The organism is Bradyrhizobium sp., assembly GCF_030654605.1.
In the GTDB taxonomy this organism is placed as follows: domain Bacteria; phylum Pseudomonadota; class Alphaproteobacteria; order Rhizobiales; family Xanthobacteraceae; genus Bradyrhizobium.
Map to the genome: position 1 here is coordinate 39,415 of NZ_JAURXB010000183.1, position 14,419 is coordinate 53,833.

A 14,419-nucleotide genomic window follows, 5' to 3' on the forward strand; every position below is an offset into this window, starting at 1 on the left:
GCCCGCCGGGGGTAAGCGGCGGCGGTTGGAACGGGGCACACATTTCGGCTATCAAGGCTGACCTCGCCAGCTCCGGAGACATCAGATGCTAGCCCCTACCCCCGCCTCGCCCGAATCCGCCGGCATGTCCAAGGCCGGCTTCGACCGTGTCGATGCCCATCTGAAGCACCGCTATATCGATGCCGGCCGTTTTCCGGGTACGCAGCTTCTGGTCTATCGCCGCGGCAAGGTGGTGCACAGCGCGGTGCAGGGCTTTGCCGACATCGAGCGCAAGGCGCCGGTCCAGGACGACACCATCTTCCGGATCTATTCGATGACCAAGCCGATCACCTCGGTGGCCTTCATGATGCTGGTCGAGGAAGGCCGCGTGGCGCTCGACGAGCCCGTGCACAAATATATCCCGGAATGGAAGAACCTCGGGGTTTTCCAGGCCGGCACCGCGCCCGCCTTCCTGACCAGGCCGCCGTCGCGGCCGATGCTGATCGTCGACCTGCTGCGGCATACTTCAGGACTGACCTACGGCTTCCAGCAGCGCTCCAATGTCGATGCCGCCTACCGCGAGATGAAGATCGGCGAAGTCGTCAAATCGGGCACGCTGCAGTCGATGATCGAGGACCTCGCCAAAATCCCGCTGGAATTCTCTCCCGGGGAGGCCTGGAATTATTCGGTTGCCACCGACGTGATCGGCTATCTCATCGGCAAGATCAGCGGCATGCCGTTCGAACAGTTCTTGAAAGAGCGCATCTTCGATCCGCTCGGGATGACCGACACCGATTTTCATGTGCCCGCGGACAAGGCGCATCGCTTCGCGGCCTGCTACTCGGCCGACGCGAAGCTCGGCATGGCCTCCCACGGCACCGACATCAAGGTCAGCCTGACGCTGCAGGACGACCCGGCCACCAGTTCGTTCCTGTCGCCGCCGTCGTTCATTTCCGGCGGCGGCGGGCTGTGCTCGACCGTTTCAGATTATCTCACCTTCTGCCGCGCGCTGCTGAACCGCGGCGAACTCGGCGGCGTCAGGCTGCTCGGGCCGAAAACCCTGGCGCTGATGACCTCCAACCATCTGCCGGGCGGCTGCGACCTGCCGGCGATGTCGCGCTCCCTGTTCTCCGAGGCCGCCTATAACGGCATCGGCTTCGGCCTCGGCTTCTCCGTCACCATGAACCCGGCACAGACATTGATACCGGGCAGCGCCGGCGAGTATTCCTGGGGCGGCGCCGCGACGACGTCGTTCTGGATCGATCCCGCGGAAGAACTGATCGCCATTTTCATGACCCAGGTGCTGCCGTCGAGCGCCTATCCGATCCGGCGCGAACTGCGCACCATGGTGTACGCGGCCATCACCGACAGCAATCTCTGAGCCTCAACCCGGGTTCTCGGGCATCCAGCCCACCATGGAACCCGGCTGCCGCTGGCGCGTTCCAGTGGCTTCTCTTATGCTCCGGAGCATCAGGCGCTTTCGCGCCGGATGCCATGGGCCCGGGATCCGCGTGCCAAAACTCTCACTGCCAGTGCGTCTCGTCCTGCTGGTCGCGGGAACCACGCTGCCGCTGATCGTCTTCGCGGTTGGTCTCGTCCTCTATAACTACGAACAGGACCGCAGGGACGCGTCGCAGCGCGTGCTGGAGACCGTGCGCAGCATCCGCTTGGTGCTCGACGCCGAGATGCAGCGGATGACCGGCGGGCTCGAGGTGATGTCGCTGACCAACGTGCTGCGGAACCGGGACTTCGACAGTTTCCGTCGCATCGCCTCGGGCTTTCTCGAGCAGTATGGCAAGGACGGTGTCGTGCTGGTGGCCGACCGCGACGGCCGCCAGCTGTTTTCCTCGGTAACGGAAGACACCGCAAGCCTTCCGCCGCGCAACAATCGCGACATCGTCGAGAAGGTGTTCGCAGCCAGAAGCCCGCAATACTCCAACCTGTTCATCGACGCCGTGAAGAAGCAGCTGATCGTGACCGTCGAAGTGCCGGTGCTTCGCGATGGCGAGGTCGTCAGTGTCATCTCTTTCAGCCCGCCGATCGAGCTCTTCCAGGCTCTCATCGAAAAACAGCGCCCGAGCGAGGACTGGACGATCTCGATCTTCGACCGCGAAAGCATCAACTTCGCGCGCGTTCCGAATCCGCAGCAAACGATCGGCAAACGGGCCTCGCCGACGCTGTACGCCGCGATGCTGCGCGCACCGGAAGCTACCCTGCCGACGGTGTCGCTTGAAGGCGTGCCCCTGATCACGAGCTTTGCACGGTCCTCGCTCACCGGCTGGACGATAGCCGCCGGCATTTCGGAAAGCTCGCTGGTCGGTCCGCTGTGGCGCAATCTCGCGATCACCAGCGTGATCGGCGGCCTTCTGCTGCTGGTCGGCCTCGCCTTCGCGGTGCGGATGGCAACCACCATCGCCCGCGGCGAGATGCTCCATGACCTCCTGATCGAGGAGCTCAATCATCGCGTCAAGAATACGCTGGCGATCCTGCAGTCGATCGCCACGCAGACCTTTCGCAGCGCCAGCAGGATCGAGCGCGAGAAATTCGAGGGACGGCTCGGCGCGTTGGCGGAAGCGCATAACCTCCTGAGCAAGGAAAAATGGGAGGGCTCGAAACTCAAGGACGTCATCGACCGCGTGCTGCAGCCCTATCTGCTCAGCACGCCGGAGCGACTGCGAATGTCCGGACCGGACGTGCCGCTGTCGCCACGGCTGGCGGTGGTTCTGTCGATGATCCTGCACGAGATCGCGACCAACGCCGCCAAATACGGCGCGCTGTCGAACGACAGCGGCAAGGTTGGGCTGGACTGGGAAGTGATTACGGAAGACGCTAAACCGCAATTGAGATTGATCTGGACCGAATCCGGCGGCCCTCACGTCACGGCCCCGGTGCAGCGCGGATTCGGATCGCGGCTGATCGAGCGCAGCGCCCGCGATCAACTCGGCGGCGAGGCCACCGTTGATTTTTTGCCCCATGGCGTGGTTTACACCGTGACCTGCACGCTCGAGCCCACCGGCGCCGATTAGCCGTCCCGGCAGTCGCTGGCCGCATCGCGGCGTCCGCGCCCGGCCCGGCGGCGGAGCTTTTTTCGATTGAGGGTTTGCCCGGCAGGGAACAATATCCGCTCCTCGGAGCTTATCTCCGAAGGCTCGAAATCCGGGAGATCGCGATGAAGCTGACACAGACGTTTTTGGCGGGTTCCCTGCTCACGCTCATCGGTTCGGTGACGCTGGCGCAGGAGGCGCTGACGGGAACGGTCACCATGGTCAATCGGCTCAGCGGGACCGTCACCATTCAACGGGCGCAAAAGGGCACTGAAAGCGCCACGGTTGGCGCGAATACCGGCGGAACGGCGGAGCAATTCAAGGTACAGGCCGGCATGCTGACCAATTTGCATGCCGGCGACAGGGTCGCGTTTTCCGTCAGCGAAACGGGCGGAACGAAGACCATTACGAAAATCGAGAAGCGCTAGTCTTTCCAGGCCACCTCTCATCCGATCCGGATTCTCCGGGCGAACAACGCGGTGTTCATGAGCAGAGCCGCGCCATCTGCATGACCATAGTGTCGCGCGGGGCACGCCTGAGATCAAAGGCGGCAAACGCCCTAGCCGAAATTCTGCAATGCCGGAAACGTCTCCAGCAGCCAGATGCTGACGCTGGTGACCGCGCCGGTCAGGAAGCCGATGCCGGTGACGACCAGCAGCACGCCCATCGCCCGCTCGACATTGACGAGGTAGCGCTTCATCCGCGCAAACAGCGCGGAGAATTGTTCGACCATGAAGGCCGCGATCAGGAAGGGAATCCCGAGCCCGGCGGAATAGACCGCCAGCAGCATCGCACCCTTGGCCACCGTGGCCTCGGCGGCGGCCACCGACAGGATGGCCGCCAGGATCGGGCCGATGCAGGGCGTCCAGCCGAACGCAAAGGCGAGCCCCATCGCATAGGCGCCCCACAGGCCGACCGGCTTCGGGATCGGCAACCGTCCCTCGCGCATCATGAAGCCGATCCGGGTCAACCCGAGGAAATGCAGGCCCATGACGATGATGACGATGCCCGCCACGATTGACAGTTCCGCCGACCAGGCGCGGATCAGGCTTCCGATCAACGAGGCGCTGGCGCCGAGCGCCACGAACACGGTGGAAAAGCCGAGCACGAACATGCCGGCCGAGATCATCACCGCGCGCCGGGAGGTCGCTTCCGTCTCGTCGTTGGCGACATGTTCGATGGTCGCGCCGGTGAGGTAGATCAGATAGGGCGGCACCAGCGGCAGTACGCAGGGCGACAGAAAGCTGACCAGACCGGCAAGCAGCGCCGCGGGGATCGAGACATCGTGCATCATGCCGCCATTGCCATCATTGCTATTGGGCCGGATTGGAGTTCCAGCCTGGGCCCCGGTTCGTTGTCTGCGGTTCCCCGCAGCGGTCTAGCATCTCCGCGACCGCTGCAAGCCTGCGAAAGCCGCTCTGCCGCTCACTTTTCGTTCAGCTCCCGGTGAGCCCTGCTGCCGGGGATCGGTCCTGGCATGGGCGTCTCGGATGAGTGCTTCCGCAGCGCCAGCTTTCCCGCGTGCGGCGAGGTATCGATTCCGGAAACCTACAGTCCGACTGTGGAAACAGTTGATCGCGGCTGGGACAGAAATACCACCTGCCGGCGACGACAAAGCTGACAGGTATCATGTTAGGGTGAATCGGGCATTCGGCGGCGCCAGCAACAGGTTGTTATTGCTCGACTTTCTTTCTGTCCATGGGGTTGTTTTTGAGATTTTTTGAACGCCTTGCGTCGCCGTTACCGCTCACGGCTGCCGCGGACGGAAATTCTCGATCTGCCGCAGCAGCACGCGGGCGCCGGCATCGGCGTCATCGGGATCGACATGCTCGTCCGGATGATGGCTGACGCCGCCGCGGCAGCGCACGAACAGCATCGCGACGTCGGCGACGTCGATCATCGCCATGCCGTCATGGCCGGCCCCGCTCGGCAGTTCGAAGGTGCGAAATCCCTCCGCGGCGACGGCTTCCGACAACTGGTTCCGCAGCCAGGGTGCACAGGGCACGGAGCGGTTCTCGTGGGTGACATCGAGTTGCAGCGCCAGCTTGCGGCGTTTGGCAATGTTCTCGATTCGCCTGACGATATCGGCGACGGCGAGCTTGCGGTGCGCATCTGACGGCGCGCGGATATCGATGGTGAACGACGCCTGCCCCGGGATGACATTGGTGGCGCCCGGCCTCGCATCGATATATCCGACGGTGCCGACCAGCCCTGCCCGGCCGGCCGGCAACCCGGCAATGCAGGCCCACCGACATCATTTTCGCCGAGGTCGCGCCTTCGGCGTAGAGCACATCAAAGCTGTCCTTCAGATAATTGAAGAACTGATCACCATCGCCGAAACCCTGGGCATTGACGAAACGCATGTCGTTGGCATCGAGGCTGTAGGGGATGACGAGATGCGGTCCGGACGCGCCCCTGACCCAGTAGGGCAGATCGTCGGCGTAGGAATCGCTGGAATACAGAAAGCCGCCGGCCTCCATCACCAGCCGCAGCGTGTTGATCGAGGACCGTCCGGTGTACCAGCCGAGCGGCCGCGCGCCGGTCACCTCGGTGTGAATGCGGATCGCCTCCGCAACGGTCGCCCGCTCCTCCGCCTCCGGCATATTGCGGTGCTCGACCCATTTCAGGCTGTGGCTGGCGATATCCCAACGGGCCTCGTTCATCGCCGCGACGATGTCGGGATTGCGCTGCAGCGCGGTTGCGACTCCGAACACGGTTGCAGGCCAGTTGCGTTCGGTAAAGGCGCGCCACAGCCGCCAGAAGCCGGCGCGCGAGCCGTATTCGAACATCGATTCGATGTTGGCGTGGCGTTGTCCCGGCCATGGCTGCGGAGCACATCGGACAGGAAGGCTTCCGAGGCGGGATCGCCGTGCAGGATATTGTTCTCGCCGCCCTCCTCGAAATTGACCACGAACTGCACCGCGATCCGCGCGCCATCGGGCCATTGCGGATCGGGCGGGTTGCGGCCATAGCCGCGGAGATCCCGGGGATAAGGGGTATCAGCCATTCCTAGGCCGCCTCGAACCGGACCTTCTGCGCCCCCTTGTAGAGCACGGTCTTGCCGAGTTCCGGCAGCCGCTCGAGCCGCGAGGTCAGCGTGATGAAGTGGTTGCCGGCGAGCTGGCCCATCTTGCTGGCGAAGTGCACCCCGCCATAGGCCAGCAGAATTTCGGTCTCGCTGATGCCGCCGGGATAAAGGATGATCTGGCCTGGTGCGGGATAGCTGGTGTGGTTCTCATAGCCGACGCCGAAGTCGAAATCGCCGAGCGGCAGCCAGACCGCCTCGCCGCTCCAGCGGACGTGAACCGCCTGACTCTCGAACGGCATCGCGGTGCGGAAGGCGGAACAGGTCTTGGGCGCCAGCTGGTCTTCGAAACGTGCGTCGAACGTGAAGTCGCCCACGCGGACAATGAGTTGGCTCATCCAGATGCTTCCCTGTTCCTCAATTTGAGGACCAGATTGCAGCCGCCGCGCGATCAAGCAAGATCATTTTTGTCACTGGATTTGCGGTAATTGGATTTGCGGAAAAAGCTCACCGGCCGGATCGGATGAGCCGCCCATCCAGCAAGCAATCCCGCTATCGCCGAACCCGCGGCGCTACTTGACCAGCTTCAGCACGGCGCGCTTTCGCGGGCCCCGTGGCGAGTTCGGATCGTTCGACCGTCCCGCAGGCCCCCGCTCCGGCGGCGTCATCGCATCGCACAGCGCCTTCAGGTCCGAATCCGGGAGCTGGCCGATGTCGATCCGGAGGTCGAGAACGGCCAGCGAAACAAGCTTGGCGGTCTCCGGGCGAGCTTCCTTGACCAGGGCCGCCCGGCACTGCTCGAGGGTTGCGAGGATCGACTGCAGTCGTTCTTCTGAATTAGCCACCAGCGTTTCTTCCGTTACCGAGCTTGCGAGGTAAAGTGGAGGCGATCCAGTCGGCGGTTTCATAGACGTCTCCATAAAGCGCAGATATTCTCGATACGGCCCGCTGAACGTCGTCCGCGGACATGTCGTGGAGGGCATGACTGGCCGATGCATCGCTGAGATAGGCGACCTTGTGGTTACGATGGAAGCCATCGATCATGGTCGACAGGCAGGCCGACTCGCCTGCAAACCCGACCAGCACGATGCCGCCACGGCTTTGGTTCACCAACGCGGTGAACGATTGGGAAGAATAACACGACGGGCTCGCCCGTTCGAATACCATTTCGTTGCGGGTGGGCTCGAAACCCTCGATCCAGCGCACGAACGGGGTTGCCCGGTCGAAGAAGGCGGACTCGTTGAGCATCCGGATGAAGGCCACCGGCAGCCCGATCTGGCGCGAATGGTCCAGCACCCTGCGGCAATTATCCAGCGCGCGGTCGATCTGGGAAATCGCCAGCAGCCGCGGCTTCGCCACATATTCCTGCTGCATGTCCACGAACACGACGATCGGGACGCTGGAGGAATTCGCGAAACTCCGAAGGCTTACAACTGACGTCACTTGGCGCCCCTCTCGAGCCCGGAACGGTTACCGGGTGGTATCCCAATGTGCCGGGGGCGGCCTGCAGGCTCAGCCACAGGGTAAGTATAACCCTCGGAATCCCCAGCCCCTGGACCCGCAATGGTTGTAGTTTTCACGATATTCTGCCAAGTTTAGCGGGCAGAAAGGAATCTGTATGCGTCTGGTAGTGGAAAGGGGCGTTCCTCAGGAGGAACGCCAGAAGGTCGCCATCGGCAGTCTCACGGACTGGGACGCCGCCAGGGTTTTCCTGGAAGTGGTCCGCTGCGGCAGTTTCAGGTCCGCCGCGGAGCGGCTGGACCTGTCCATCAACGGCGTGCGCCGCCGCATCGACGATTTCGAGCGGCAGATCGGCGCCACCCTGTTCACCCGCGACGTCCACGGCACCAGGCTGACCGACGAAGGCTCGCAGGTGGTGTCGGCGGTGGAACGCATGGAGGCGGCTTCGTTCGACCTGCTGCGCGCCAGCAATTCCGTCACCAATACGCTGTCCGGCGAAGTCCGGGTAGCCGTTACCGAGGGCCTGGGGACATTCTGGCTGGCGCCCCGCCTCGTCGAATTCCAGCAATCGTTCCCGAACATCATGGTCGACCTGCACTGCGCGATGCGCTCTGCCGACGTGTCGCGGCATGAGGCCGACGTTGCGATCCATCTGTCGCGACCCGCGGCGCTCGACGTCAAGCTGGTGCGGCTCGGCCGCATGCACATGATGTTCTTCGCCAGCGAGAAATACATCGAGACTTTCGGCGCGCCGAAAACGACGGCAGAACTCGTCAAGCACCGGCTGGTGATGCAGGTCGCCGATGAGATCGCCGCCAAGGAAACGTTCGACAGTCTGTTTCCGGGATATTCTCAACGCGATTTGCTGGTGATGAAAACCAACGTCAGCAGCGCGCATTACTGGGCCGTCGCCAACGGCGCTGGCATCGGCGTATTTCCAACCTACGGCTGGGCGCTCGGCGGTAAGATCGTGCCGCTCGAAATTCCATTGAGCCGGCCGTTCGACATTTGGCTTTCCTATCATGCCGGTAGTGGCCGTATCCCCCGGGTACGGCACATGATCGACTGGCTGGTGGAGGCTTTCAATCCCGCAAGATTCCCGTGGTTCAAGGACGAATTCGTCCATCCACGCGAATTTAAAGCGGTATATATGGGTGAATCCCTGACCCATCTGTTCGGGGGCTTCTCGACCGACGGACGACAAAAGGCAGAATGATGAAAGCAGCAGCGAAGAAAATGAAGCAACGCAGTGCCGGGAAACCCGACATTGAATTGGGCAAGCGGATCCGGCTTCGGCGCGTTGAGCAGAAGATCTCGCAGGCGGAGCTCGGCGACAAACTCGGCGTCAGCTTCCAGCAGGTGCAGAAGTACGAGAAGGGCGTCAACCGCGTCGGCGCTGCCCGTCTTCAGGCAATCGCCACCGCGCTCGATGTGCCCGTGACGTTCTTCTATGACGGCGACGGCAAGGCGCGCGAAGTCGAGAGCCTGCTGTTCCTCGACAGCGCGTTCAGCCTGAGGCTGTTGCGCGCCTACAGCAAGATCAAGGACCAGACCGTTCAGCGTCAGCTGGTGTCCTTGATGGAATCGATCGCCGCGAACGAAGACTGAGCGCTGCAAATCAATCCCGGCGCGAACCCGTGGTTCGCGGCCCGGGATCGCAGTGCAAACGGTTGGCTCGCGGTATCTCTCGCCGGGCCATAGCCGGTCCGGGCGCGACAGGACGAGCCCACCGCCGTAGAAAACGGCGGCATTGGGCTGTTCGATATCAAGGCACCATCGCGCCTCGTGCGAGCAGCGCCAGCTGTGGCATGACGTCTCGTCATTCCAGCGTGGCGCCCGAATTCCTGACGATCACGGCCCAGCGATCGACCTCGGTCTTGACGTAAGCTGCAAAACTTTCCGGCGTTGAGCCGGGCAGCGGCTCCAGCGCCAGCGTCGTCAATTTGTCGCGCGTTGCTGGATCGGCAAGCAGTTTTCCGATCTGCGCCGCCAGCTGGTCGGCGATATCGCGCCGCAGGCCGGCGGGCCCGACTACGCCCTGCCACGCCACCAGTTCGAAGCCGGGCAGGCCCGCTTCAGCCAACGTCGGAATCTCGGGCGCGGCGGCGACCCGCTTTGACGTGGCGACGCCGAGGCACCTCACCTTGCCCTCCCGAATCGGCTTCAGCGCAGGCTGCAAATCCATCATCACGAAGGCAATGTGCCCCGCGATCATGTCCTGCATCGCGGTCACGCTGCCGCGATACGGCACGTGGCGGAGTTTGATCCCCGTCGCCGCCTTCAGCATCTCGGCGCCGAGATGCTGCGGACTGCCATTGCCGGCCGAACCATAGGCCAGTCCCGGCTTCGATTTGGCGTAGGCGATGAAGGCGGACAGCGTCTTCGCCGGCATCTGCGGGTTGACGATCAGCGCGAACGGCACGCCGGCCACCAGCGCAATCGGGGTAAAGTCCTTGACCGGATCGTAAGGTAACTTCCTGTTGAGCGTCTTGTTGATGGCCAGCGTGGTCGAGGTCGCCATCAGCAAGGTATGGCCATCCGGCGCAGACCGCGCCACATGCTCCGCGCCGACGGCGGTGGCGGCGCCGGGCTTGTTCTCGACACTGACATGCGCGCCAAGCCCGCTTCTCAGCTGATCGGCGACCAGGCGGCCGAGAAGATCGGTGGTGCCACCCGCGGGATAGGGCACGATCATCTTGATGCTCTGGCTGGGATAGGCCGCCTGCGCAAAGGCCGGCAATCCCGTCAGCAAGGCTGCCCCGCATCCGGCCATCGCTTCCCGGCGCGTCAATCCCATGGTTTCCTCCCAGCGCATTATCTCCATCGCTGTTGCGGAACAGCATAGCCGCTCATGCGACATCTCAATACAACTTTCGCGAGCATTTCGTTGATATCCCATTCCGTTACCCCTGCAGCCGGGCTGGCTTCAGTTCACAGCCATGCGCTGGCTCACCTTCATTGCCGCGGCATCGAAGCAGTGCTTCAATCCCGCGGCCTCCTGATCCCTTCACGAAAGCGCACACCATGCTGGACATCCCGCAAAAATCAGAAAAATCCTTCGCCGACGGCAAAATCCTGCAAAGCGTGGCCGATGGCATCGGCGTCATCACCTTCAACAACCCGCAAAAGCGCAACGCCATGTCGCTCGACATGTGGGAAGGGCTCGGCCATGCGCTGGTCGAACTGCGCGACGATCCCGATGTGCGCGTCGTGATCATGGTCGGTGCCGGCGACAAGGCTTTTGTTTCGGGTGCGGATATCAGCCAGTTCGAGAAGACCCGGCACAACGCCGAGGCGTCGGAGCAATATTCCAGGAAGAGCGCCGCGCAGCGCGCGCTGCTGGCGGATTATCCAAAGCCGACTATCGCCTGCATCCGCGGCTTCTGCCTCGGCGGCGGCATGCAGGTGGCGATGCTGGCCGATATCCGCATCGCCTCCGACTACAGCCAGTTCGGCATTCCCGCCGCCAGGCTCGGCATCGCCTATGGCTATGACGGATTGAAGCACCTGGTGTCGCTGGTGGGTCCGTCCTGGGCACGGCTGTTGATGTACACGGGCATGCGGATCGATTCCGCGGAAGCGGTACGGATCGGACTGGTCGATCGCGTCGTGGCGGACCTCGAACTGTGGGACGCGACTTTGGAAATTGCCCGCACCATCTCAGGAAACGCGCCGCTCGCCATTCAGGCCGCCAAGATCACCATCGCGCAGGTGCTGAAGGACGAGAGCCACCGCGACATGGACGCGATCAGGAACATCGGCACGACCTGCATGGATTCGGAAGATTTCCGCGAGGGCCGGCAGGCGTTCATGGAGAAGCGGAAGCCGCAGTTCAAGGGACGGTAAATCGAACGGCCGGAAAACAGGCGGACTTGTCCGACCGCGTGGAGTACCAATTGCGTCGTCCATCAAAGAAGAAAGCGGTCGCGCCACGCAAAACCGGGAAGGACCACGCCGCCCCGCCCAGTCCCGATCTGGATCTCCAGGTCTGGATCGAGGCGCTGCGCGCACTCCCGGCGGCATCGGTGACCGAAACCGAAGTGCTGGCGTGGACCGAAGGACCGCTGCGAAACTTCTTCCCGTTCGAAAAATTCCTCGGCGCCTACGGCAACCTGTCGGGCGGCCGCATCCAGATGCGCTCGCTGGTATCGAGCGGGCATGCCCCGGATTTCCTCGCCGGCCTCGAAAGCAAATTCGATCTGAAATCGCGCGTGGTGGGTGTCCAACCGTAAGGCCTTCATCCTCGACAAGGACGGCGCCCTCGATGAAGCCGGCGTCCCGATCACCGCCACCCGGCTCGAGCTCGAGGAGATCGGCCGCTTCGCGCTCGGCGTCGTAGCCGCCCACGGCGTCATCGATCCCTTTGCCAATGCCGGAACCTATCTCAGCTTTTCAGGCGTGCCGCGCGAATGGCCGAAGCGAACCCTGGCGGCGCTCGACCTGATCGCCCCGGTGCTGCACACGCTGTTTCTGCGAACCAAACAGGCCGCGAAATCGCCGATCGATCTGACCGCGCTGACCGACCGACAGCGTGAAATGGTCGACCTCGCCGTCACCGGAATGTCCGACAAGGAAATCGCCCGGCGGCTGGCGATTTCCGACCACACCGTCGGCAACCATTTCCGCGCCATCTACGAGCGCCTCGGCGTCAGCAAACGCAGCCAGCTGATCGCGTTGCTGAAGTAATCTACCGTCATTGCGAGCGCAGCGAAGCAATCCAGCTTGCAGCAAGCAAGGAAGCTGGATTGCTTCGTCGCATCCGCCTTCGCCCGAAGGCGGGCTTCGGCGGACAAGAGTGCTCCTCGCAATGACGGTCTCGCCACCCAAAACTGTCGTCACCCGCGAAAGCGGGTGATCCAGTATTCCAGAGACGGTAGCGATTGAACCGAAAGGCCGCGGCGTACTGGGCACCCCGCTTTCGCGGGGTATGACGAGCTGTGGTGGGATCAGGCAGACGGGCAAGCTCTTGACGCCGCCCCGCCTACAACGCCGCGATCACCGCCTTCGCGATATCCGCGGTGCCGTTGTTGCCGCCGAATTCCATCGGCTTGATGCCGTCCGCATAGACCTTGTCGACCGCGCGCTCGATGCATTCGCCGGCTTCCGCGGCGCCTTCGATGCCGTGCTTGTCGGCGAGCCAGTCCAGCATCATCGCGGTGGAGAGGATCATGCCGGTAGGATTGGCCTTGCCCTGCCCCATGATGTCGGGCGCGGTGCCGTGACAGGGCTGGAACACGGCGTGTTTATCACCGATGTCGGCCGACGGCGCCATGCCCATGCCGCCGATCAGGCCGGCGGTGAGGTCGGAGAGAATGTCGCCGAACATGTTCTCCGTCACCAGCACGTCGAAATCCCAGGGCCGCTTCACCAGCAGCGCCGAGCAGGCATCGATATACATGTGATCCGCCCTGACCCCGGGGTGCTTCCTGGCGGCCTCGTCAAAAATCCCGCGGAAGAAGGCAAACGCCTTGAACACATTGGCCTTGTCGACGCAGGCCAGCTGACCGGGCTTGCCGCGCGCCTTGCGGCGTTCGGCGAGACGGAAGGAGAATTCGAACAATCGTTCCGAGGTTTTTCGGGTGATCACCAGCGTCTCGCGCGCCTCGCTGTCGGTGACGACGCCCTTGCCCATCGAGGCGAACAGGCCCTCGGTGGATTCCCTGACAACGATCAGATCGATGCCGCGCGCATCGGCGCCGACGATCGGGCTCGGCACGCCCGGAATGAGCCGTGCCGGCCGCACCCCGGCATAGAGATCGAAGTGAACGCGCAGTTCGATCTGCGGCGCGATCTCGGTGTTATCGGGGTAGCGCACCGACGGCAGACCGCAGGCGCCGAGCAGGACGGCGTCGGCCTCGTCGCATAGCCGGATCGTGCTTTCCGGCATCGACTTGCCGGTCTCGCGATAATGGTTGGCGCCGGCCGGCGCCTCGGTGAAGCGGAATTTCAACTCGGTGGTCGCCTCGATCTTGCGTAGCACTTCCAGCGCCGGCGCCATCACCTCGGGGCCAATTCCGTCGCCGCCGAGCACGGCGATGTGGAGGGCATTGTTGGCGGACATGGGGAGTTTCCTTGATGAAAGAAGCGGGCAATCAACTAACAACGTCATTGCGAGCGCAGCGAAGCAATCCATGTGGCAACGCGAAGAAAGATGGATTGCTTCGTCGCAAGAGCTCCTCGCAATGACGGAAGTGACGAAGGTGGAAAACCTACGGCGTCAGCACCGCGCGGCCGACCAGTTTCCCCTTCTGCAGATCGAGCAGCGCCTGGTTGGCCTGGGCCAGCGGCATCGTCGTCACCGGGATCGGCGGGATCTTCATGTTGCGCACCAGATCGAGCAGTTCCTTGGTCTCGCGCAGATTGCCGACATAGCTGCCCTGGATGGTGATCGCCTTGATCGGGATCAGCGGCAGCGCCCATGGCGCGCCGCCGCCGAACAGGCCGACGATCACGAGCTTGCCGCCCTTGGAAAGACAGTCGAAGCCGAGTTGCGCGGTCGCGGCATTGCCAACCAGATCGATCACGGCGCGGATCGGGCCGCCGGCTGCCTTTGTCAATTGCTCCAGCGCGTCGGGGGCCTTGCCATCGACGGCGGCGAGCGCGCCCGCCGCCATGGCTGCTTCGCGCTTGCGCGCATCGATATCGACGACGATGGCGCCCTTGCCGCCCATCGCCTTCAGCAGCGACAGCGCCATCAGGCCGAGCCCGCCGGCGCCGAAGATCACGATCGGCGTGCTGAAATCCTTCTCGACCTTCTTCAGCGCGCTGCAGGTGGTCACGCCGGAGCAGGCATAGGGCGCCGCGGTGATGGGATCGAGACCGTTCAGATTGATCAGGTATTTCGGGTGCGGCACCGTCATGTGGTCGGCATAGCCGCCGTCGCAATAGACGCCGATTGCGTTCGGCTTGA

15 protein-coding genes and 2 pseudogenes are annotated in these 14,419 nt (G+C 63.3%); 8 read left to right on the forward strand and 9 right to left on the reverse strand.

Translation table 11 applies throughout. The features are described from left to right. Positions 1-85 precede the first annotated feature (85 nt). From Q7U29_RS16765 to Q7U29_RS16775, 3 genes are all read left to right on the forward strand, one after another. Positions 86-1,360, forward strand: a complete 1,275-nt coding sequence (locus Q7U29_RS16765) for a serine hydrolase (protein WP_304743347.1) — start codon at positions 86-88, stop codon at positions 1,358-1,360. 130 nt (positions 1,361-1,490) lie between these two features. Next, positions 1,491-3,005 carry a sensor histidine kinase gene (locus Q7U29_RS16770; protein ID WP_304743349.1) on the forward strand — a complete coding sequence of 505 codons (1,515 nt, stop codon included), beginning with the start codon at positions 1,491-1,493 and terminating at the stop codon, positions 3,003-3,005. A 143-nt stretch (positions 3,006-3,148) separates the two neighbouring features. Next, positions 3,149-3,451, forward strand: a complete 303-nt coding sequence (locus Q7U29_RS16775; protein ID WP_304743350.1) for a copper-binding protein — start codon at positions 3,149-3,151, stop codon at positions 3,449-3,451. Between the two features lie 131 nt (positions 3,452-3,582). Here Q7U29_RS16775 and Q7U29_RS16780 read toward each other — a convergent pair whose 3' ends face one another. From Q7U29_RS16780 to Q7U29_RS16805, 6 genes and pseudogenes are all read right to left on the reverse strand, one after another. Further along, positions 3,583-4,317: a cytochrome c biogenesis CcdA family protein gene (locus Q7U29_RS16780; protein WP_304743352.1), complete on the reverse strand. Its 735-nt coding sequence runs from the start codon at positions 4,315-4,317 to the stop codon at positions 3,583-3,585. A gap of 453 nt (positions 4,318-4,770) precedes the next feature. Further along, positions 4,771-5,235: pseudogene (locus Q7U29_RS16785) on the reverse strand (M20/M25/M40 family metallo-hydrolase); the annotation flags it as partial. After that, a pseudogene (gene puuE, locus Q7U29_RS16790) lies at positions 5,210-6,030 on the reverse strand (allantoinase PuuE); the annotation flags it as partial. The pseudogenes puuE and Q7U29_RS16785, both read right to left, overlap by 26 nt. A gap of 2 nt (positions 6,031-6,032) precedes the next feature. Next, positions 6,033-6,446 carry a DUF3830 family protein gene (locus tag Q7U29_RS16795; RefSeq protein ID WP_304743353.1) on the reverse strand — a complete coding sequence of 138 codons (414 nt, stop codon included), beginning with the start codon at positions 6,444-6,446 and terminating at the stop codon, positions 6,033-6,035. A gap of 174 nt (positions 6,447-6,620) precedes the next feature. Continuing rightward, positions 6,621-6,893, reverse strand: a complete 273-nt coding sequence (locus Q7U29_RS16800) for a hypothetical protein (protein ID WP_304743355.1) — start codon at positions 6,891-6,893, stop codon at positions 6,621-6,623. Beyond that, entirely contained in the window at positions 6,886-7,428 is a 543-nt protein-coding gene (locus Q7U29_RS16805) for a cysteine hydrolase family protein (RefSeq protein ID WP_304743356.1), read from the reverse strand. Before Q7U29_RS16805 ends, Q7U29_RS16800 begins: the two co-directional genes overlap by 8 nt. A 238-nt stretch (positions 7,429-7,666) precedes the next feature. Here Q7U29_RS16805 and Q7U29_RS16810 point away from each other — a divergent pair, with 238 nt between their 5' ends. Beyond that, positions 7,667-8,725 (forward strand): LysR family transcriptional regulator, encoded by a 1,059-nt coding sequence (locus Q7U29_RS16810; protein ID WP_304743358.1) that lies wholly within the window; start codon positions 7,667-7,669, stop codon positions 8,723-8,725. Further along, positions 8,722-9,117 (forward strand): helix-turn-helix domain-containing protein, encoded by a 396-nt coding sequence (locus Q7U29_RS16815; RefSeq protein ID WP_304743359.1) that lies wholly within the window; start codon positions 8,722-8,724, stop codon positions 9,115-9,117. The genes Q7U29_RS16810 and Q7U29_RS16815 overlap by 4 nt, the downstream gene beginning before the upstream one ends. 211 nt (positions 9,118-9,328) lie before the next feature. Here Q7U29_RS16815 and Q7U29_RS16820 read toward each other — a convergent pair whose 3' ends face one another. Continuing rightward, positions 9,329-10,306 (reverse strand): tripartite tricarboxylate transporter substrate binding protein, encoded by a 978-nt coding sequence (locus tag Q7U29_RS16820; protein WP_304743361.1) that lies wholly within the window; start codon positions 10,304-10,306, stop codon positions 9,329-9,331. A 227-nt stretch (positions 10,307-10,533) separates the two neighbouring features. Here Q7U29_RS16820 and Q7U29_RS16825 point away from each other — a divergent pair, with 227 nt between their 5' ends. The 3 genes from Q7U29_RS16825 to Q7U29_RS16835 are packed head-to-tail and all read left to right on the forward strand — an operon-like array spanning position 10,534 to position 12,195. After that, positions 10,534-11,355: an enoyl-CoA hydratase gene (locus Q7U29_RS16825; RefSeq protein WP_304743363.1), complete on the forward strand. Its 822-nt coding sequence runs from the start codon at positions 10,534-10,536 to the stop codon at positions 11,353-11,355. Positions 11,356-11,405: 50 nt separating this feature from the next. Continuing rightward, positions 11,406-11,741 (forward strand): hypothetical protein, encoded by a 336-nt coding sequence (locus Q7U29_RS16830; protein ID WP_304743364.1) that lies wholly within the window; start codon positions 11,406-11,408, stop codon positions 11,739-11,741. Beyond that, entirely contained in the window at positions 11,728-12,195 is a 468-nt protein-coding gene (locus Q7U29_RS16835; protein WP_304743366.1) for a helix-turn-helix transcriptional regulator, read from the forward strand. Before Q7U29_RS16830 ends, Q7U29_RS16835 begins: the two co-directional genes overlap by 14 nt. A gap of 295 nt (positions 12,196-12,490) precedes the next feature. On the opposite strand, the gene Q7U29_RS16840 is transcribed toward Q7U29_RS16835, so the two are convergent. Both Q7U29_RS16840 and Q7U29_RS16845 read right to left on the reverse strand, forming a co-directional pair. After that, positions 12,491-13,570: an isocitrate/isopropylmalate dehydrogenase family protein gene (locus Q7U29_RS16840; protein WP_304743367.1), complete on the reverse strand. Its 1,080-nt coding sequence runs from the start codon at positions 13,568-13,570 to the stop codon at positions 12,491-12,493. Positions 13,571-13,718: 148 nt separating this feature from the next. Then, on the reverse strand, positions 13,719-14,419 hold a 701-nt coding region (locus Q7U29_RS16845; RefSeq protein ID WP_304743369.1), incomplete at its 5' end, for a zinc-binding dehydrogenase.

What these genes read in the sequence shown, in the direction of transcription:
- Q7U29_RS16780 (WP_304743352.1), bottom strand. Translation starts at nt 4,317, where the DNA reads ATGATGCACGATGTCTCGATCCCCGCGGCGCTGCTTGCCGGTCTGGTC.
- Q7U29_RS16825 (WP_304743363.1), top strand. Translation starts at nt 10,534, where the DNA reads ATGCTGGACATCCCGCAAAAATCAGAAAAATCCTTCGCCGACGGCAAA.
- Q7U29_RS16765 (WP_304743347.1), top strand. Translation starts at nt 86, where the DNA reads ATGCTAGCCCCTACCCCCGCCTCGCCCGAATCCGCCGGCATGTCCAAG.
- Q7U29_RS16840 (WP_304743367.1), bottom strand. Translation starts at nt 13,570, where the DNA reads ATGTCCGCCAACAATGCCCTCCACATCGCCGTGCTCGGCGGCGACGGA.
- Q7U29_RS16820 (WP_304743361.1), bottom strand. Translation starts at nt 10,306, where the DNA reads ATGGGATTGACGCGCCGGGAAGCGATGGCCGGATGCGGGGCAGCCTTG.
- Q7U29_RS16810 (WP_304743358.1), top strand. Translation starts at nt 7,667, where the DNA reads ATGCGTCTGGTAGTGGAAAGGGGCGTTCCTCAGGAGGAACGCCAGAAG.
- Q7U29_RS16795 (WP_304743353.1), bottom strand. Translation starts at nt 6,446, where the DNA reads ATGAGCCAACTCATTGTCCGCGTGGGCGACTTCACGTTCGACGCACGT.
- Q7U29_RS16775 (WP_304743350.1), top strand. Translation starts at nt 3,149, where the DNA reads ATGAAGCTGACACAGACGTTTTTGGCGGGTTCCCTGCTCACGCTCATC.
- Q7U29_RS16815 (WP_304743359.1), top strand. Translation starts at nt 8,722, where the DNA reads ATGATGAAAGCAGCAGCGAAGAAAATGAAGCAACGCAGTGCCGGGAAA.